Raw genomic sequence first — 19,361 nt, 5'->3', positions numbered from 1 at the left:
CGAAGTCAAAGTGATCGCTACTCCATTCAATTCCACAAAATGCCGGAATCCCCTGCTAACATGACCATTGAAATTAGATTAATTTTGGGTTTAAAGACCATTCATGTATAATGTGGCTATTATTCCGACACCGAGGAGAGCTTGAGAAGCCATATGGCCAACCGAAGAAAATGGAACGTGGGCGTCCTTCTATTACTTATTATTTTTGCATATGTACTGGTCCAGTTTTATTGGTCTACCGAACGGATCAGGGGACTCGTAACCCCGCTGGAGGCAAGCGATCAGGTTCATCCCAAACGGCAGATTGCCCTCATCTCGCAGGAGCTGGACAATCCGTTCTGGCGGTCCGTCGAGCAGGGAGCGCAGAAAGCGGCCGGTGAATACCGGATGGAGCTGCAATATATGGGGCCGTTCCGCATTAACGCGGAGGAGCAGATGAAGCTGCTGGAGAAGGCCATTGCCTCGAAGATGGACGGGATTATTTTGCAGGGGATCGGAACCTCGCAGGACAAAGCGTTAATCGAAAAAGCCAGCCGGCTTGGCATTCCGGTCATTACCGTCGACACGGACGAACCCGGCAGTAAGCGACTCGCTTATGTCGGCACCAATAACGCCTTAGCCGGCCAAGAGATGGGCCGTCTGATTGCGGAAGGCGGTCGGAAGGAACCCCGCGGCGCAATAGGCGTTCTAGTAGGCAGCAAGGAAGCGGCCAACCAGCGGCTCCGACTGGAAGGATTCCAATCGGTCATTCATTCTTACAAGGGGCTGTCTATCGCCGATGTCCGCTCATCGAATATTTCCCGGCTTCAAGCCGCGCAGCAGGCGGAGCAAATGCTGAAGGACCATCCGGAGATCAATTACATGGTCGGCTTCAGCTCCCTTGACGGAATCGGCATAGCGGAAGCCGTTGCCCGCGTAAAGCCCGGGGGGGTCGCGGTCTTTGCTTTCGATGACCTGGAGGATACGCTGATCGCTATTAAGAAGAAGCAGATCGAAGCTTCGATTGTTCAGCAGCCCTCCCAAATGGGCTATGAAGCGATGTCGCTGCTCAATCAATATTTTCAGGGAAAAGACGTCTCATCCAAGCAGTACACTCCAATCTCCGTCGTTACGGAGAAGGAGGTTGCCGCCCCATGACCCTCCGCAAAAAGCTGCTGCTCTTTATTCCGCTGCTGGTGCTCCTGACCAACGGCGTCACGTTCTTCCTGTTCGAGAGCTCCAAAACGGTACAGCACAGCTATAATACGATGATGGACCGCATGCTGCTGTATACCCAATCGGCCCAAACGGCCGATGCGAATGTGCAGGCCTTGTACGCGTATCTGCTTAATCCCGAGGACAACAGCCGGACTTCGCTTCTGGAGCAGCAAGCGGAGCTGACGCAAATCAGCGGGCAGTTGGATAAACAGCGGACGGAATCCGACATCGCCGGCGTGCTGGAGGGTTATGTTCATATGCTTCAGACGCTGGCGGAGCAGGTACAGTCGGCCGAAAAGTCTGCCGCTCCGGACGAGGCACTTGGTTACTATGAGGACACGGAGCGGACGGGCTCTTTCATAAGAGAGGAAGAGCGCCGTCTCATTGATCTGGAGCTAAGCGCATATGAGCCCGTATACCGGAGCATCCAATTGGAAATCGTACGAATGGACTGGCTGGGGCCAGCCGTATTTATAATCAATACGCTGCTAAGTATCGTTGTTGCGTTATGGATCTCAAGAAGCATTACGGAGCCGGTAGACCGTCTCGTGTTAACGGCGCGGCATCTGGCCAAAGGGCAGCTGGATGCGGCTTATCTCCCCGAACGCTCGAATGACGAGCTTGGTATCCTATCGGAAGCGTTCCGCCACATGATTAAGGATTTGACTGAGTTGATGGGTCGGGACAAAGAACGTTTGGAATCGGAGCGTCTGGTGAAAGAACTCGAGCTTCAGGCTCTGCAAAGCCAGATCAACCCGCATTTTTTGTTCAATACGCTAAATGTGCTGTCCAAGCTGGCGCTGCTTGAAGGGGCCGACCGGACAAGCGACCTTATTGTGTCGATGTCCAAGCTGATCCGTTATAACTTAAGCCAATTGGACCGCCCGGTTACGCTTGGCGACGAGCTTAAGCATGTCCGGGAATATTTCACGATTCAACAAGCCCGGTTCCGCAACCGCGTAGAAATTAGCCAGCAGATCGACGAATCCGCACTTAACATGCTCATTCCCGCTCTGACGATACAACCTCTGGTGGAGAACGCATTCGTACACGGCGTGGAGCGTTTGGAGTCCGGCGGAAGAATTCAGCTTACTATCGAGCGGTCCGGCGATAGGGTTAGAATAGTTATTAAGGACAACGGAGCCGGAATGAAGACGGAGGAACGCGACGCGCTTCTTGCCTTGCAAGAGCCCGCAAATCCCGCTCCGGCGAAGAAAAACTCCATGGGCTTTGGCACGCGGAATGTGATTAAGCGGCTGAGGCTCTTCTATAACCGGCAGGATGTTGTTAATATCGAAAGCGAGCCAGGACGGGGAACCTCGGTTATTCTCCTCCTGCCTAACGAAGCGGATGTTGAGCAGAAAGGAGGACCGGAGCACGATGTACCGTCTATTGATCGCCGATGACGAAGCGCTGGAACGCGAAGGGCTGGAGCATCTGATTCACCGCATGCTGCCGGACATGTTCCAGATCGCGTTTGCCGATAATGGCCGGAGAGCCATTGAACAGGCGGAGGAATTCCGCCCCCATATCATTATGATGGATATTAATATGCCCGGTATTCAAGGTCTGCAAGCCATAAGGGAAATTAAATCGCGGCTCCCGGATACCAAGTTTATACTGGTAACGGCTTATGACTTTTTTGCCTATGCCAAAGAAGCGGTGTCGCTTGGCGTAAAGGAATATATCGTCAAGCCTGCCGGACGCGAGCAAATCTCTTCGACCTTGAACCTGCTCATTGAAGAGCTGGAGCGCGACAAATCCAAGCGGAACGAAGAGCTTCTTCTGCGGGACAAGGTATCCCAGCTGCAGCCGCTGGTGGAAAACGAGCTGTCACTCCTGCTCATGGTGGATCAGGTATTGGGCGCGGATGAGGAGAAGCTATCCGACTGGCTGAGCTTCCCGCTTGATGAGGGCTGTGCGGTTGTTGTCGCCTTCCCGAAGCAGATTTATACGCTGGACAAGAAAAAGCTGTACGAAACGTTCCGCAGCTTTACCAAGACCTATGGGGTGTCTTGCATTGTCAGCTCCTTAATCGACCTGCATATGGCTGTTTTCATACGGGTTGACGCGGAGGAGCGTTCCTGGAAAAGCGGCATCAAGCCGTTCGGCGAGAAGCTGTGCAGGCTGGCCGAGCGCCAATTCGAGCTGCCGATTACCGTTGGAATCGGGTCGGTGCAATCCGGCGCCGACGGCTGGCGCAAATCGTATTTCGAGGCCGTATTCGCTTCCGACGTTGACCGGCATGCTGGCGAGGTCCGCGATTTCGAGGAGTTGGTGAAGGGGGCGGCCGCATTACCCGCCGATCCCTTTACTGCGGGTGATGGCTCCGGTCCGGAGGATCAGCGCTCCTATGTCATTTCCGCCCTGCAGCGAATCCGGGAGCAGCGGGAGCAGCAGACGATTAACGTGATGGATAAGGCCAAGCACTATATCGGGCAGCATTTTACGGAGGAATTATCACTCGAGGAAACCGCCGAGCATGTCCATCTGAACCCCCACTACTTCAGCAAAGTGTTCAAGCAGCAGGCAGGAGCCACGTTTATCGATTATTTGACGGGGCTGCGGATCGAGAAGGCCAAGCAGCTGATCTCGTCCGCCGACGAGCTGGCTTTGAAGGAAGTATGCTTCGAGGTGGGTTATAAAGACCCGAATTATTTCAGCCGGGTGTTCAAGAGGGTAACCGGTCTTACCCCGACCGAATACCGCAGTCAAGCAAAATGATCAGGATATACAGGGAGTTCATGCCAGAGAGGCATGGACTTTTTTGTTTTGGCAAACTAATAAAATGCTACTCGTTTCAAGCTCTCTCCAATGTACCCGGTCAAGCAGCTATTCCATGCTGGAACAACACAAATAAGTGCAGACGAATGACCGCTAATCCCCTTCAGTCCGGTGATATAATGAAACTCGTTTCAATAAACGCAACCATTTATTCAAGCAGTCACATGATGGAAGGGGAATAAATAAAGTGAGCAGCTTAACTGCAAATGTGAGCGGCAAAAGCATGAAGTTTGTTACGCTCGTTTCGATGATTGCCGCCCTCGGCGGATTATTATTCGGCTTCGATACCGCTGTCGTATCGGGAGCAATCGGATTTATGCAAGACCGATTTGACTTAAACGAGGTGGAAGTCGGCTGGGCCGTATCCTCGCTTATTATCGGATGCGTGGTTGGCGCGGGATTCTCCGGTGTACTGAGCGACCGTTTCGGCCGCAAAAAAGTACTTATCGCGGCAGCAGCCCTGTTCATTATCGGTTCGATTGGCTCCGCGATTCCGGATACGTTCTCGATGTATATCATCGCCCGCATGATCGGCGGTCTTGGCATCGGGATTACGTCCACGCTCTGCCCGCTGTACAACGCGGAGATTGCTCCTGCGAAATACCGCGGCCGTCTCGTTGCCTTGAACCAATTCGCGACGGTTACGGGGATTTTCCTTGTTTACTTCGTCAACTCGGGTATCGCCGGCTATGGCGACGATGCTTGGGATATTGCGAACGCGTGGCGCTGGATGTTTGGCGTAGGCGTTGTGCCAGGCGTTATTTTCTTCGTTCTGCTCTTCCTTGTGCCTGAAAGCCCAAGATGGCTGATCAAGCAAGGCCGGCCGGAGCAAGCGCTCAATATCCTTCTTCGCATCCACGGCGAGGAAGATGCAAAGCAAGAGGTTCTCGATATTAAAGCCTCTTTCGCTGAAGAAAAAGGCAGCTCTCTCAAAGAGATTTTCCGCCCTGGCATCCGCCTTGCGCTCATCGTTGGCGTCGTACTCGCCGTTCTTCAGCAAGTAACCGGCATTAATGCGGTCATGTATTACGCGCCGGAAATTTTCAAGTCGATGGGCTCCGGGACGGACTCTTCGTTGCTTCAAACCATCTTGATTGGTTTCGTTAACTTCCTGTTTACCATTCTTGCAATCTGGCTGATCGATAAAGTCGGCCGAAAAATTTTGCTGCTTGTTGGTTCGTCTGTCATGACGGTCTGTCTGGCGGTTATCGGGATTGCGTTCCATACCGGCCATACCACCGGCTCGCTTGTCCTGATCTTTATCCTGATCTACGTTGCGGCCTTCGCCGTATCGCTTGGACCCGTCGTATGGGTCGTCCTTAGCGAGATCTTCCCGAACCGCGTCCGCGGCCGGGCTACCGCAATCGCATCGATGGCGCTGTGGATTGCCGACTACGTCGTATCGCAGTCGTTCCCGCCCATGCTGGAATCCGCAGGGCCAGCCGTTACGTTCTGGATCTTTGGCGTCATGTCGCTCATTACGTTCCTGTTTACGATGCGCGTTGTACCGGAGACGAAAGGCAAGTCGCTCGAGGAAATCGAGGCGTCCTGGAACGGGAAATAAGACTTTAAGTTATCGCTCCGTGGACGGGGTATCTCCTTCGGTCGCTGTTGCCATTGTGAATTCTTGAATCCATTTTATTATGTAAATTTCACAAGTGGCAAAGGCGAACGCTTCGCTCCTCGGGAGATACCCCTTTCCTCAACCGATTACCTTTTTAAAATAAGCAAAAAGCTGGGCGATTGATTTCGCCCAGCTTTTTTAATTTAGCTTTCAAATTTGATTTCCGCAGCCTTCATCTCCCATATCTGAAGGCTTGCGGCTATGCCTTCACCGCTGTCCGTTCGGAGCTGGATGCCGGTACTGTCCTCCAGAGTAGGATAAGCTCTTGCCGTCAGGCAGGTCTCGTCATCCGCAAACACTTCGATAATCGATTGGTCTGCGAATACACGCAGCTTGATTGGATCCGCGCCATCTGCAGATGGCAGATCACCCTGGACCGGCGTTTTATGCACCTTTGGAAGCAGGCTTGAATTCGACCGGTCAATCGTAATCGTATTGGAGGCCAGATCCAGGCGTACGTCCGTATGCTCCTTGCCGCAGGCGGAAGCGAATACGGAAATGGTAAGAGCCGTTGCATCGATCGACTTCCTGTCGATTTCGAGCAGGCATTCGAAGGATCTCGATTGTACTCCCGTTCGGACAGGCGTTTGTCCGACTTTTAGATCTTTAAAGCTGTAATTCTCGCCTCTCAGCGACTCCACCTCAGGCACGGGGATCATGGAAAGAGCACCGCTAGCCTTCAGATCTACGACACGGGGCAGCGCCAGCGCCCCGGCCCAATCCAGGTTCTCGGGAAACTCTTCGCCCCTGCTGCCTTCCGGAATCCAGCCATGCACAATGCGGCGGCCGTTCTCGTCCACGAATCCGGTAGAAGCGTAATAGCCCTCCCAGCCGCCATGGTCGACAGTACCGTGCTTTTGCACGTCGATAAGCTTATCTCCGCTGATGGTACCGGAAAGGTAACGGACGGGACCGCTTGGGGAATAGAACAATACCGCTTTATCGCCGAAACGGAACAAATGCGGACATTCCCAGATCCATTCTTCACCCTTATAAAAAATATCTTTGAAGCTCCAATTCTCCAAATCCCCGGAGTGATAGATAAAGGCGCAGCCTTTTTCCTCATGGATGCCGCCAAGGATCATTCTCCACCCGTCTTCCGCCTTCCAGACATAAGGGTCCCGCCAGTCCCGAATCTCAAGGTCTCCATGCAGATTCAGGCTAAGTACCGGGTTAATGTCCGGTTTATGCCATGTACGCAAATCCGTCGAGCGGGCCATCCATTGCTGCGCTCCTGTAGCGGCGTTTCGATCCCCTTCGCCAATGCTTGTATAGAACAACGTCACTTCGCCTTCATGAATGACGGAGCAGCCGGAGAAGCAGTGGGCCTCGCCAAGCTCATACGATGGAGCCATTCCAATAGGCAGATGCGTCCAATTCACCAGGTCCGTGCTTGCGGCATGCCCCCAATGAATGTCGCCCCACTCGGGCTTTGACGGGTTATGCTGGTAAAACAAATGGTATTCGCCGTTTAACTGAAACGGCCCGTTCGGGTCATTCATCCAGTTGCGAGGTGCCGTAAAATGATACCTTGGCCTGTAACGATCCATGTTATCTCTCCTATCTAATTGGCTGACAGCTCATACGTTCACAATCACAATATAAACGATATATTGAATATGTCAATATTTTGATAGGTGTTTTTTATCATTTCAATTAACGAGGAGAATCCGTAATAAAAAAACGGCCGTGCAGATTCAAATTCATCTGCACGGCCGCTTATTAGGTTAAATCGAGGAGATACTCCCGTCCGTTTAAGGCTTGATTGCGTCGTAATACTTCGTTTGCATTTCTTTCGCTGCCGCGTCGAGCTGAGCTTGCGTGTCGGTACCTTTTTTCGAGAATACTTCTTGCAAGACGTTCGTCATAGAGCCGTAGTATTCTTGCGTGTTGTACTGAGCCTCAGGCTTGCCGTCGAGCAAAGCATTGGACTCCGCGTTGTATTTGTATACGTTGTCGTACTTGTCGAAGATCGCTTGAACTTTTTTGCCATACTCCGAATCCGGGCTGAAGTAGTTGATGTGCGGCGGAATGAAGTATTTGCCTTCCGTTTTGCGAGCTTGAATGTCTTTTTCGATCGAAGTCAGATAGTCGTCCGTGAAGTAGTCGAACGTGATGTAACGGAACGCCATTTCCTGCTCGTCTTTTGTAGCGTTAGGGTTGATAACGAGATAGTCGCCGCCCAAAACGCCCGTATGTTTGCCGCCTTTTTCGGCTGCCGGCATTGGATAAGTCAGCACGTCTTCGATCTTCATGCCTCCTTGGTTCAGCGCTTGCTCCAGTACGCCTTCCGCGCCGGCGATAACCATTGCCGTGCGTCCTTGACCAAACGCGCCTACGGCGTCGCCCCAGCCAAGAGCCCAGTCTTTCGGAATAACGTCTGCATCCCATCTCAGCTTGTTGTAGAAATCGAGAGCTTTCTTGCCGGCTTCGGAGTTGAACGTTGCCGTTACCTTGCCGTCTGCTACGTTCTGGATTTCTCCGCCTGCTTCGAAAAGGAAGTTGGTCCAGTTCCAGCCTGCTTCGTTGCCTTTGCCCATTGGAGCGATACCCGCGATCCCTTTCTTCGCATCGGCAACGCCTTTAGCCGTATTCACCATGTCGTCCCAAGTCCAGTCGTACGAAGGTACGGCTACGCCTTTGTCATCCAGCATTTTTTTGTTCACAACCGTCGTCGTTACATAACCTTTTTGGGCGATACCGTATACTTTCCCGTCAATGATGAACTGGTTTTGCAGAACCGGGTTGATTTGATCCTTGAACTCGTAGCTGTTGTACAGATCCGTAATATCGGCTGCCCAGCCTTTTTCAACGAGGAACTTCGCTTCGGTTGCGTAAGTGTTGAAGAAGGTTGGCGCTTCGTTGGCAGCCATTTTGATGCCGATTTCGTTAGGTGCGTAATGCCAGTCGCTCTTCACGATCTCGACGTTAGGATACACCTTGTTGAAGCGTGCGATCTTGTCGTCTTCCAGCTTGCGGTTTTCCACCTGGTCAGGAAGCGGATAATAAATGCTGATTTTAATTTTCTTTTGCGTAATATCTTCGGATGGTTGCGGAGTGGCCGTTGCCGTGTTTGTGCTTGCATTTGCGCTTTCAGCCGGCTTGTTGCCGTTGTTCGACGTATTATTGTTGCCGCCGCACGCAGCAAGAGTCGAACAAAGTAATACCGCAGCTACTGTCGTAAAGACGCTCTTTCTCATTGTAACTCCCCTTCTCGAGTTCGTTTATTTGTTACACCCTCATCATAGTGGAGAGGGATAGGCGCCTGCGAGGTGTATTCCTATTCCGATCATGTGCACGATTACGATTTGAATACTATCCTTTCACGCCGCCCAGATGCAATCCGCGCATGATGTACTTCTGGAAGATCAGGAACACGACGATTGGCGGAAGCATAACCATGGTCAGAATCGCAAACCGGATATTAAGCGCCAGCCCTTTGGCGTTAATCACGTATTTGTAGATCGCCGTCGCCAGCGGATAATGGCTGTCGTTATGCATGATGAGCGATGGCCAGAACCAGTCGTTCCAGGAAGACGAGAAGATAAAGATCGCAAGCGTCGAGAATATCGGCACCGACAGCGGCAGCGCAATCTGCGCGAAGCTTCTCCAGTCCGAAGCGCCGTCAATACGCGCCGCTTCGAAGATTTCGTAATGGATCTCGTCGAAGAAGTTTTTCAGAAGCAGCAGGAAGAAGGCATTTGCGCCTGCCGGCAGCCAGAAGGCCGCAAACGAGTTCATGAGGCCCAGGTCCTTCAGGTTCACGAAGTTCGGAATGATGTACGTGGTTGGCGGAATAAACAAGGTCATCATAAAAAAGAAATAGACCGCTTTGCGCTTAGGCACGTTGAGCCTCGACAAGCTGAAGGATGCAAGGCCAAGAACGCCTACGGTAATGACCAGATTGCCTCCGAAAATATAAAGCGTGTTTCTTAGAAACTCCGGAAGATCGATAAACTTCCAGCCTTTGTTAAAGTTGTCGAAATGCCATTCGCTTGGCAGGAACCTCGGCGGGAAGGAGTTGACCTCCACGTTGGTTTTGAGGCCGTTAAAGAACGTCGTCAGAATCGGATAAATCATCGAACAGGACATGACGACCAGTACAAGCACCATAATCGAGTAGCCGATCAAGATCGGTTTCTTCTTCAGGTCAAACGAAGAGAGTATCCCTCTGTCCATCTGTTTCATCGTACGTCTCCCTCCTTGCCTTGAAGCCTGTATTGAACGATGGCGAGCAAGCCCAGCACGATAAACATCAGAACGCCAAGCGCGGCCGCAACCCCGTAATTTTGCTGGTTAAAGGCGTATTTTACAATGAGCAGCGCGTAAGTCAACGTCGCATTGTTAGGTCCGCCGTCCAGCATCGCAAGCTGGGATTGGTACCCCTGCGAGGTGCCGATCAGCTGCAGAATGAGAAGCAGGCCAAGCAGGCCTTTAATCGAAGGCAGCGTGATATGACGGATTCGGTTCCATACGCCAGCCCCGTCGATTTCCGCAGCTTCGTACCAGTCGCGCGGAATGCTGAGCACGGCGGCCAAATAGATGAGCATCGCCGAACCGAACTGCTGCCAGGATTCCATAATGACGAGGGAGATCATCGACCATTTGGTATCCGTCATAAACGATACCGGTTCATCCGCGCCAAACCAACCTGTTATCACCCCGTTGATCGGTCCGACAGGATCGTAGAACCAGCGCCACAATCCGTACAAAACGACTACCGGAATAATATTCGGCAGATAAGCGGCTACGCGGACAACGCCTTGGAACCGGCGAAGCTCGGAGATCGCGATGGCGAATACAATCGGAATCCAGAAGCCGATCACAAGACAGAGGAACATATAATAAACGGTGTTTTTCACCGCCGTCCAGGCGTCTTTATCGTGAAGCGCGACTTTATAGTTGTCGAATCCGACGAAACTGTTTCCTTTTACAAAGTCAATGTGGTAGAAGCTGTAGATGAATCCTTTGAAGATCGGGACCCATAGAAACAAGATAAAAATAATAAAGGCGGGAAGCAGGAACAATAGTCCCCAGAAATGCTTCCTCAAAAATACGGCAAACCGGCCTTTACGCTCGAGAGGCGCGTTTGCGACAGCGTGTTGCTCCATACAAGTCTCCCTCTTTTCTTTAACAATCCTCTTTCCTTATTGTAAAAAAAGGAGCCTCTCGAGGTAATGTGCGTATCCAAGGCAATGATGAGTAATTCTACTTCTTTAGCTCGCTAGGACTCATGCCGTAATATTTTTTGAAAATTTTGCTGAAATGCTCCGGCGATTCGTAACCAACCTTCTCCGAAATCTCGTAACGTCTCATGTCCGTATGAAGAAGGAGCCGCTTGCTCTCCTCCATCCGCAGCTTAACGACATATTCCCACAGGTTATAGCCGGTCTCCTTCTTGAAGAGGTAGCTGAGGTAGTTCGGGCTGACATGGTTGTTCTGCGCGACTTCATGCAGGGTTAAGCCCTTCTGCGCGAAATTCCGGTTGATGTACTCCATCGCTTTCTCGACAATCAGGCTGGTCTGGGCGGTGAACTCTTCCTCGGTTGGACGCTGGGAATATTGGTTCCAATTGAAATCCCCGTAATAGAACACATAGTGGTCCTTATGACGCTCATTGCAGCTGAGCGCTTTGATGACCTGATCGTGAAGGACGTCAATAAATTCGATCCCCTTCAGGATTTGGCTGATGCCGATTACGCTCGTGATTCCCAGATACTTCTGGATATTGAAGTGCAGGCTGCGGCCAATCATATCCAGCTCGTTCATAATGCCGGAAGAAGCCGTCTCCCCGTACAACGTCTCATTCCATTGCAACACAATATTGATTTCCCGATCCGAAGCATAAAAGGCTGTATGATTCCAATGCTCGTCAAAGAGCTCATTTACGATATTAAGCGCGGCATAACGGAGCAGCCTCTCATCCGTCTTCGTTAACTCGCGGTTACGGTCCGTCAGATGAAGCCGGATGCGGATCATGGAGAAATAAGGCCCCTCCAGCCGGATCCCGTGCTTCTCCTTCAATATTCGGACGATGTCCTGCACCTTAAGCGCTGTCTGACTGTTTACGAGCTGATTAAGCCAATCCACGGATTGCGGATTCAGCTCATCCATATGGAAATGCTCCTGCATGCCCGCAATCAGTTTTTCTTGTTCGGCAGGCTCGGGTTTATGCAGCTTAAGTAAAACGTTGCGCACGGAATCCAGAAACTGTTCGTTGTTCAGCGGCTTGATTAAATAGTCCTTAGCCCCGAGACGGATCGCCATCTGGGCATAATGAAACGTCTCGTGGGCCGAAATAATAATCGTCTGCACCCACGGCTTAATTAACTTCGCCTGCTGCATCAGCTCAATACCGTTCATCGTTCCCATCTGAATGTCGGTAACAAGCAGATCAATATCGTCGGTCCGAAGGACGTCGAGCGCCTCGTAACCGTTATGAGCCATATGAATGGCGGAAATATCAATGCCGGAAGAAGCCAGTACGCTGCTTAGACCTTTGCAAATAAGCGGTTCGTCATCCACCACCAGTATGTTATACATCGCCTAGTTCCTTCCTTTCGCCGGCGGCCGGAAGCTGGATCGTAACGATCGTTCCGCCGCCGTTTCTTTTTTTGTACTGAATGCCATAAACATTTCCGAAATGCAGCTGAAGCCGCTGATGTATGTTTTTAACGCCGTATCCGGAAGAGGATTGTGCCGCCGGCTCGTTCAATAGAGACTCAATCGCTTTATGATCCACCTCTTTATAACCGTTATCCTCCACGCGGATCAGCAGCTTGTCGCCTTCGTATTCCGCGTTAATATGAATCTCGCCGTCTTCCCCCATGTTCTTGACGCCGTGGATGATGGCATTCTCGATCAACGGCTGAAGCGTAACCTTCGGAATGAGATGATTCATCATCTCCTCAGGTACCGCCCAGATGACCCGGAAGTCATAGTCGTAACGCTTCTGCTGCAGCTTCACGTAAGCAGCCGCATGCTCCAGCTCCTCCGCCAGCGTAATCAACTCCCGGCCGCGGCTTAAGCTGATCTTCATCAGCTTCGACAGCTCCTTGATCATTTCCGCGGATTCGGAGTTGCCTTCGAGCGAGCTTTTCCAATAAATGCTTTCAAGCGTGTTGTAGAGAAGATGAGGATTAATCTGCTGATACAAAATTTGAAGCTGGCTTTCCCGCTGCTTGATCTCCATCTGGTATTTGTCATGAATAAGTCCATTGAGCCGGCGGGCCATATCATACAAAGCTCCAATCAATACTCCCACCTCGTCGTTTCTGCCTTTGCCAGGCGTCTCCGGCACTCTCTTGCCAGGCTCGTAACGGCGGACAAACGTTGCCAGTCTTTGCAACGGCGTCATTAACGAACGCCAGAAATAGAAAATGACGATACAGCCGAACAGGATGTACGCCACCGATATCAGCTGAATAACCCGCTTCACTTCATTTTGCTGCTGAAGGAGCGATTTGATCGGAATCTTGTAGATAAGCCGCTGCTGCAGCAGCTCGTTGTCACTGGCCATATAGATGTATTCCGAGGTCATAATCGGCTTGCTAAGGCTTTCCGCCTCGCCGGAAGCGGTTACAGGAAGTTCAACCGTGGAACCCATGGTCCTCGGACTCGTGGAGGCTAGAATATAATTTTGCTTATCCGTGAAAAAGATTTCTCCGCCGGGCAAGGAGACCGACTGCATCGATTCGGCAAGCTTCTTATCCATGTTGGTTGCGATCAGCACGCCGATGACGCTATGCCCTTGACTAACCGTATTCACCGCCCGGATATAAGCCAGAGTGCGCTTCTTGACGAGCATGTCGTTATTTTCGATAATCTCCATAAAGCCTTGACCCTTCAGCCCTACCGCCTTATCGAACCATTTCGGCTTATTGGCGTCGGAGAAGAAATAAACGCCGCTTTGAATCATCTGAACCTTAGGCGCGAAAAAATAATAGTTGTTCGGATCGTAGATATACAGGCTGTAATAAACAGCCTCCCCGCCGTTTAAGGCGGTTGAATAGCCTGCCAGCAAAGCGTCCATTTTCTCGTATTTGCGGACGCGTTCAATGACGGTTTCATCGTCATCGGGTACAAGCTGCTGAGCAGTCGGGTTCTGGATAATCGTCGTTGTGATTTTGTTGACGGTATCGATATCCCGGTCGATCAGCGTATGGTTCTGTTTGTTCAATTCAGCATAGGCATTCGTCACGTGGCGTTTGAGTATCTGTTCGGCCTCCGAATTTCCGTAGCTGTGAAGAATGAATATCGGGCTGACCATAAGCAGGAACAATAACAGCAGCTGCTGCTTCACGCTTAGCTTGGTCATTGGATTGGAAAAGCCCGTTCTCATGATGACGCACCCCCAGCTTCCTTCCTTTAAATATAGCAAATATGTAATACAGCGGTATGGCTATTCTTATTTATTGTATAGGTAATTTCACGCACTTCAAGCATTGATTCTAGTAGAAACGACCGATTTTTCGAGATTGAAAAAGGAAAATATTGACTGCCGCAAAGGGGGAGGGCATAATAGCTGTGTGTTCAGAATTGCTTCACCATTCTTTAAGCCCATGCTTTCGAAGTAAGAATTGCTTTACCATTCTTTAAGCCCATGCTTACGAAGTAAGAATTGCTTCACAATTCTTTAAGCCCATGCTTTCGAAGTAAGAATTGCTTCACAATTCTTTTAAGGAGTGATCCTATGTCGAACAAAGTGCTTATTGTAACCGGCGATGCCGCGGAAGTTTTGGAAGTGTATTATCCTTATTACCGGCTGCTGGAGGAAGGCTACGAGGCTGTTATCGCTTCCCCGACGCAAAAAACCTTACATACCGTCTGTCACGATTTTATCGAGGGCTGGGATACGTATACGGAAAAGCCCGCTCATCAGCTGCAGTCCCATTTGGGCTTCGCCGATGTAGACCCGTCCGAATACGCTGCGATTATTATTCCCGGGGGAAGAGCGCCGGAATATATTCGCGGCAACGCGGAGCTGCCCCGCATTCTGCAGCATTTTATCGATGCCGACAAACCGATTGGCGCGATCTGCCACGGTGCGCAGGTATTCCTGTCGCTGCCTGATTACAGCTACTTTAATGGCCGCACCATGACGGCCTATAACGCTTCGCGTCTGGAAGTCGAGCGCCTTGGCGCTTGCTATGCGGACGAAACGCTTCATGTGGACGGCAAGCTAGTAACCGGCCATGCATGGCCGGATCTTCCCGGCTTTATGCGCGAGTTTCTGAAGCTTGTCCGCGAGGATGCCGCAACGGCAGCAGGAGCGGAAGCCTTGACTTCATAATGGATAAGCAAGATGCAGCTTTGGCTTTATGCCGTAAGCTGCATCATTGTTTTTACTCAGCTTAACTGCCTAATATATTTACAATAACAAACCTTTCTCTAAATTTTCTCTTTATTTTCCCCTTAACATATCCGATATAATTTAAGTGAAAAATTATTGAAAATAGAGGAGTAGATTTAAAATGTCTATATTTAGAGAAAGGGGTTTTTACATCATCCTATGCTTAGCTGCATTTTTTTTATTGGCTGGGTGCGGTGGTAAAGAGAAATCCGATGAAGAGATCATACAAGATAAGGTAGAACAAGCTTTTAAGGATGCGGGGATACAGACCGATACTTCTACTCAATCCGATGAAAAACCTACTGTAGAATCGACATTAATGGAAATAAAGAACTTCGTCATAGGGGAAATATGGAACGAAGGACTTGTTAACATCGGCCACTATGCCTACGACGGGACCGATGCTACGGGAAGTACCATGGATATTGACTTCATGATTCAGCAACTCAGCAAGTCGATGGAAAAGAAAGCAGAATACGATATTTACATTCAAGGATTAGATTCGAAGTATGATGAAGTAAAACAATTGTGGACGAAGGTTTCTGGGGAGATCGATACTTTGTATAAAAAGTTACAAGATGATCCTCCAAAAGCTAAAGACACAGAATACCAGTTTGATACCGGGTTATACGAGCAGTACAGTGATGCTTTTTTTGGAGCAGTTGAAGCTTTAAATCAAAAATAATGTTAGTCAATAGCTACATTGATTGGCTACATTGATTACAACCAACAAACAACAAACCGCGTTGCCGTTATGGGTAGCGCGGTTTGTTGTTTGTTCAAACGACTTTAACGTGGAAACAGATTCTGCTGATTGCTTTCCCGGAACCGCTTGGGAGAGAGCCCCGTCACCCGGCGGAAAATAATCGAGAAATAATTCGGATTGTCGTAGCCCAGAAGCTTTGCCACCTCCCATACCTTCATCTCCGTCGTGACGAGCAGTCTGGTCGCCTCACCGATCCGGCGGTGAATGGCGTAGTTAATCGGGGAGATCCGATAGTGATCCTTAAAGACGTGAGAAATATAGTACGGATTGACGTGAAATTGCCGACCCAAATCCTTGAGACTTATATTTTGCGTAAAATTCCTGTCGATATAATCCTTGATCTGCTCGGCTAGTCCGGTATTGGATTCCTGCTTGATATGCTGTTGATTCCTCACCGCTCTTCTAAGGAGCAGAATAACGGAATTAATCAAATAACGGCTGATCCCCTCGTATCCTTCCTCCTTGATGGAGGATTCATCGACGATCATTTTCATCAAGGCCTCAATTTCCGAGAATACGCGGCTGGACCGAATCACGGGCTCGACATCCGGCGGAATAACCCAATCCTCGGCCGGGCTTGCCTTGGGCAGCGAGAATCCGCAGTAATAGGTGATTAACGGATTGCCCGTTGATGACTGTTCTTCGTGCAGTACCCCTTTATTGTAGACCAGAATGTCCCCCCCGCTTACGTTATACGATTGTCCTCCAATCGTAAACATCCCTTGGCCGCCGCATACAACGATAATTTCGTGCAAATCATCATGCTTGTGGCTTGGAAAATTCCAGTTGGGCGTATCGCTTACTTTTCCGGCATACAGCAGGTGACTTTGTATTTCCTCTCCGGCGGCGGATGCCTTCATCCCTACTCCCTCTTTCCCAATATCCTTTGTCTATACAGCAAGATATATCACATTGCAAACATATCCGGCAAGATGCTTCATTGCCGCTGCTTAAGCCTTCCATTAAGCTTTGACTGTAGACAGCAAGCCAAAAGAGGTGATAGCATGCGCGAGATGGAATGCTGGGAGCAGCATGGCTTTGCGTTATTTCCGAGAGCGGTGACGCACTTTTATGCGCTGCGTTACCTTCTATGGGTGAAGGAGCTTCCCGTAGATCAGCCTTACGACATTCACCATCAATATTTATGGGATATACGTATGTATGAGCCTGTCTATCAGGCCTTTAGCGAAATACTCGGTACAACCGAACTTTGGGCGCATCTCTGCCCTGGCGAGCCCGCTCCCGTCAAAGGCGGGATATGCCTCCAGCAATCGGTTCAAGTTCCGGTCAACCATTGGAGCATTGCAAATATCGGCGATTTATTTATATATAACGCGAAAGCCTGCAGCGTGGATCTGGACGGCCTGCCGGATTACAGCTGGCTTCCGATCTCCTACTTTCCGGCAGTCCCCGATAATCGGTCCATGCTGAAGGAGCGGATGCGAAGCTGGACGGCGAGCCGGAATCAAGCTTATCTGTCCACAAGGGGCAATAAGCTTCTTGGCTCCGAACGTTGGTAGAAGCAATAGAAGCGATAAACCTGGAGGATCTTCAACATGAAAAGAGAAAACCTGCTTATCTTTACCTTTACCTTGCTGGCCTTTATCCTGGGCACGACCGAATATGTCATCGTTGGTTTGCTTACGCCCATTGCGAGCAGCCTTGGCGTCTCCGTTGCGCAGACCGGCATTATGGTCTCCGGCTTTGCGATTGCTTATGCGGCCGGTACGCCTTTTGTCATGATGGCGGCCGGTTACTTTACGAAACGCCGCGCCTTGCTGCTAGGTGCTTCATTGGTTGTTTTGTTCACGATGGGAAGCGCCTTGTCCTTCTCCTATCCCGTATTGTTTCTTACCCGCATGGCAACGGCTGTCTTCTGCGGACTGAGCGTTTCCCTGGCCGTGTCCATCTGCACGGATTATGTGTCGCCTGAGCGAAGAGGGCTGGCCCTCTCCTATATTATTGGCGGCTTCACCATCGCCAACGTGCTTGGCGTTCCGATCGGTACCTTCGTAGGCCTGCACTTCGAATGGCCTGCGGCCTTCTGGCTGGTTGCGGCTTGCGGGATTATCAGCCTCCTGCTTTTGTATCGAATCGTCCCGAAGGATTTGCCCGCCGTTCAAAGCTCGCTCAAAAATCAGTTTCGGTTAATGACAAACCCGAGAGTGCTGCTTGCCTTCTTTATCCCGATAATCGGGGTTGCGGCCATATTCGTCATTTACACTTATATTAATCCGCTTATGCTGGACGTTATGCATATCTCGGAAGAACGAACCAGCACCATCCTGCTTGTCTACGGAGCGGTAACGATCGTCAGCAATATACTTGGCGGCAAAATCGCAAGCGGCACTTATGTCGCGAAGCTGAAAACGCTGTTCCTGGTCCATGCCGTCGTTTACGTCATCTTTGGCTTTACTTTATCATTCGAGTGGCTTGGCATCGTCAGCTTGATGGCTATTGCGCTTATTTCATTCTCGATCAATGCGGCTTGCCAGCTGTATTTCATCCATCTGACCGAGCAATACGTGCCCGAAGCGAAGGATTTCGCCTCTTCCCTGCTGCCCATCAGCGCCAATATCGGGATTGCGGTCGGCTCCTCGATCGGCGCCTTCGTTACCGATCATTATGGTTTGCGTTATCTTCCGTGGGCAGCGGTCGTACTCGCCTTGCTTGCTTTTGCCGCTACAGCCTACAGCTACAGTCTCGACCGCTCGGCCAAAAAAGCAGCCCTGCAGGCTGCGGGATAAGCGTAAACGGCTGCGCCGTCCTTAGGAGGGGCAGCCTGCGTTTCGTTAATAAAATAGAAGCACAGTATAGGAAAAAGCTGCGTTCACCGTCCGGTGGCGCAGCTTTTCGCTAGCATATGCAAGTTTTCTTCTTCGTGCCGATCTTTCCTCTAGCTTCCATCCTGGCGATATAGTCGGAGGCGAGCGGAACTTTGCAGGCGGTATCGCCGACATCAACTTTTACGGCGCCAATCGCGTCCGCTACGGCTTTTGCTTCCTCCGTCAGGGGTGCGACGTAAGACGCGACGCAAATAACAAACGTATTCATCGTATACCGCACGCGGTTCCGCTCTTCATGAACGGTCTTCTTTATCTGCTCTAGAAGCCCGCGGATTTCCGTCAAATCGAGCTCTTCATCCGGAGCGATCGTCACGTAATTCGCATAGGCGCTCCATCCGGCTACCGCGACCATCTCTTCCGGAGACAACATCCATTCCATGGCAAGCTCACGCGCATAAGGACTCTCCGCCGTTACATTCGCGACCGTATATTCCGCAAGCGAATACCAATAAGCCTGCTTCACCCAATGCCGGAGCATCTCCTTGGGGATTGTTTTCGGATTAACGGTCAGACCTGCCAAATACATGGCATCATGATTGCCGGAATCGTACAGCTTGTACGCCAGCTCCTGATCCTTCTTGACCTCCTTGACCAGCCTCTTCATATCGCCGATCTTCACGCCATAGAAAGGCTCCTTCGCGCCATGCCGCACGTAGGTGCTCTTGGTCTGCTCGCTTCCCATTTCCTCTAACGCCTGCAAAACTTCATCAAAGGTCATTTCTTGGCCTCCAATTACAACGGTCATATGCTACGAGTATACTGCTCGGGGCAAGACTTGCGCAAACGAAGTGA

Annotated in this window: 16 protein-coding genes; 8 read left to right on the top strand and 8 right to left on the bottom strand. The window is 50.7% G+C overall.

All coding sequences use genetic code 11. From position 1 onward, the window contains the following. Positions 1–153 precede the first annotated feature (153 nt). From EV294_RS00980 to EV294_RS00965, 4 genes are all read left to right on the top strand, one after another. Complete coding sequence (locus tag EV294_RS00980) at positions 154–1,137, top strand: substrate-binding domain-containing protein (RefSeq protein WP_132303169.1); 984 nt, start codon at positions 154–156, stop codon at positions 1,135–1,137. Further along, positions 1,134–2,603: a sensor histidine kinase gene (locus tag EV294_RS00975; protein WP_132303168.1), complete on the top strand. Its 1,470-nt coding sequence runs from the start codon at positions 1,134–1,136 to the stop codon at positions 2,601–2,603. The genes EV294_RS00980 and EV294_RS00975 overlap by 4 nt, the downstream gene beginning before the upstream one ends. Continuing rightward, on the top strand, positions 2,578–3,921 hold the full coding sequence (locus tag EV294_RS00970) for a response regulator (RefSeq protein WP_132303167.1): 1,344 nt from the start codon (positions 2,578–2,580) through the stop codon (positions 3,919–3,921). Before EV294_RS00975 ends, EV294_RS00970 begins: the two co-directional genes overlap by 26 nt. A gap of 247 nt (positions 3,922–4,168) precedes the next feature. Beyond that, positions 4,169–5,545, top strand: coding sequence for a sugar porter family MFS transporter (locus EV294_RS00965; protein ID WP_132303166.1), 1,377 nt, complete (start codon positions 4,169–4,171; stop codon positions 5,543–5,545). A gap of 203 nt (positions 5,546–5,748) precedes the next feature. Here EV294_RS00965 and EV294_RS00960 read toward each other — a convergent pair whose 3' ends face one another. From EV294_RS00960 to EV294_RS00935, 6 genes are all read right to left on the bottom strand, one after another. Beyond that, entirely contained in the window at positions 5,749–7,155 is a 1,407-nt protein-coding gene (locus EV294_RS00960) for a glycoside hydrolase family 32 protein (RefSeq protein ID WP_132303165.1), read from the bottom strand. Positions 7,156–7,359: 204 nt separating this feature from the next. Continuing rightward, the gene (locus EV294_RS00955) at positions 7,360–8,805 is read right to left on the bottom strand and encodes an ABC transporter substrate-binding protein (RefSeq protein WP_132303164.1); all 1,446 of its coding nucleotides are present in this window, start codon (positions 8,803–8,805) and stop codon (positions 7,360–7,362) included. A 115-nt stretch (positions 8,806–8,920) separates the two neighbouring features. Further along, entirely contained in the window at positions 8,921–9,793 is an 873-nt protein-coding gene (locus EV294_RS00950; protein WP_132303163.1) for a carbohydrate ABC transporter permease, read from the bottom strand. Then, complete coding sequence (locus EV294_RS00945) at positions 9,790–10,716, bottom strand: carbohydrate ABC transporter permease (protein ID WP_015842957.1); 927 nt, start codon at positions 10,714–10,716, stop codon at positions 9,790–9,792. The genes EV294_RS00950 and EV294_RS00945 overlap by 4 nt, the downstream gene beginning before the upstream one ends. A 97-nt stretch (positions 10,717–10,813) precedes the next feature. After that, positions 10,814–12,148 carry a response regulator gene (locus EV294_RS00940; protein ID WP_132303162.1) on the bottom strand — a complete coding sequence of 445 codons (1,335 nt, stop codon included), beginning with the start codon at positions 12,146–12,148 and terminating at the stop codon, positions 10,814–10,816. Continuing rightward, positions 12,141–13,946, bottom strand: a complete 1,806-nt coding sequence (locus tag EV294_RS00935; protein ID WP_132303161.1) for a cache domain-containing sensor histidine kinase — start codon at positions 13,944–13,946, stop codon at positions 12,141–12,143. Before EV294_RS00935 ends, EV294_RS00940 begins: the two co-directional genes overlap by 8 nt. A gap of 351 nt (positions 13,947–14,297) precedes the next feature. On the opposite strand from EV294_RS00935, the gene EV294_RS00930 reads away from it, so the two are divergent. Both EV294_RS00930 and EV294_RS00925 read left to right on the top strand, forming a co-directional pair. Next, entirely contained in the window at positions 14,298–14,897 is a 600-nt protein-coding gene (locus EV294_RS00930) for a DJ-1/PfpI family protein (protein ID WP_132303160.1), read from the top strand. A gap of 181 nt (positions 14,898–15,078) precedes the next feature. Further along, positions 15,079–15,642, top strand: a complete 564-nt coding sequence (locus EV294_RS00925) for a hypothetical protein (protein ID WP_132303159.1) — start codon at positions 15,079–15,081, stop codon at positions 15,640–15,642. 104 nt (positions 15,643–15,746) lie between these two features. On the opposite strand, the gene EV294_RS00920 is transcribed toward EV294_RS00925, so the two are convergent. Further along, positions 15,747–16,583 (bottom strand): AraC family transcriptional regulator, encoded by an 837-nt coding sequence (locus tag EV294_RS00920; protein ID WP_132303158.1) that lies wholly within the window; start codon positions 16,581–16,583, stop codon positions 15,747–15,749. Positions 16,584–16,727: 144 nt separating this feature from the next. Here EV294_RS00920 and EV294_RS00915 point away from each other — a divergent pair, with 144 nt between their 5' ends. Next, positions 16,728–17,243, top strand: coding sequence for a hypothetical protein (locus EV294_RS00915; protein WP_132303157.1), 516 nt, complete (start codon positions 16,728–16,730; stop codon positions 17,241–17,243). 36 nt (positions 17,244–17,279) lie between these two features. Further along, entirely contained in the window at positions 17,280–18,470 is a 1,191-nt protein-coding gene (locus tag EV294_RS00910) for an MFS transporter (RefSeq protein ID WP_132303156.1), read from the top strand. Positions 18,471–18,579: 109 nt separating this feature from the next. Here EV294_RS00910 and EV294_RS00905 read toward each other — a convergent pair whose 3' ends face one another. After that, on the bottom strand, positions 18,580–19,287 hold the full coding sequence (locus tag EV294_RS00905; RefSeq protein ID WP_132303155.1) for a DNA alkylation repair protein: 708 nt from the start codon (positions 19,285–19,287) through the stop codon (positions 18,580–18,582). Between the last annotated feature and the right edge of the window lie 74 nt (positions 19,288–19,361).

Source organism: Paenibacillus sp. BK033, assembly GCF_004345425.1.
Classification (GTDB): domain Bacteria; phylum Bacillota; class Bacilli; order Paenibacillales; family Paenibacillaceae; genus Pristimantibacillus.
Note: the sequence above shows the minus strand (reverse complement) of the source record. Positions and strands in the feature narration are given on the sequence as shown.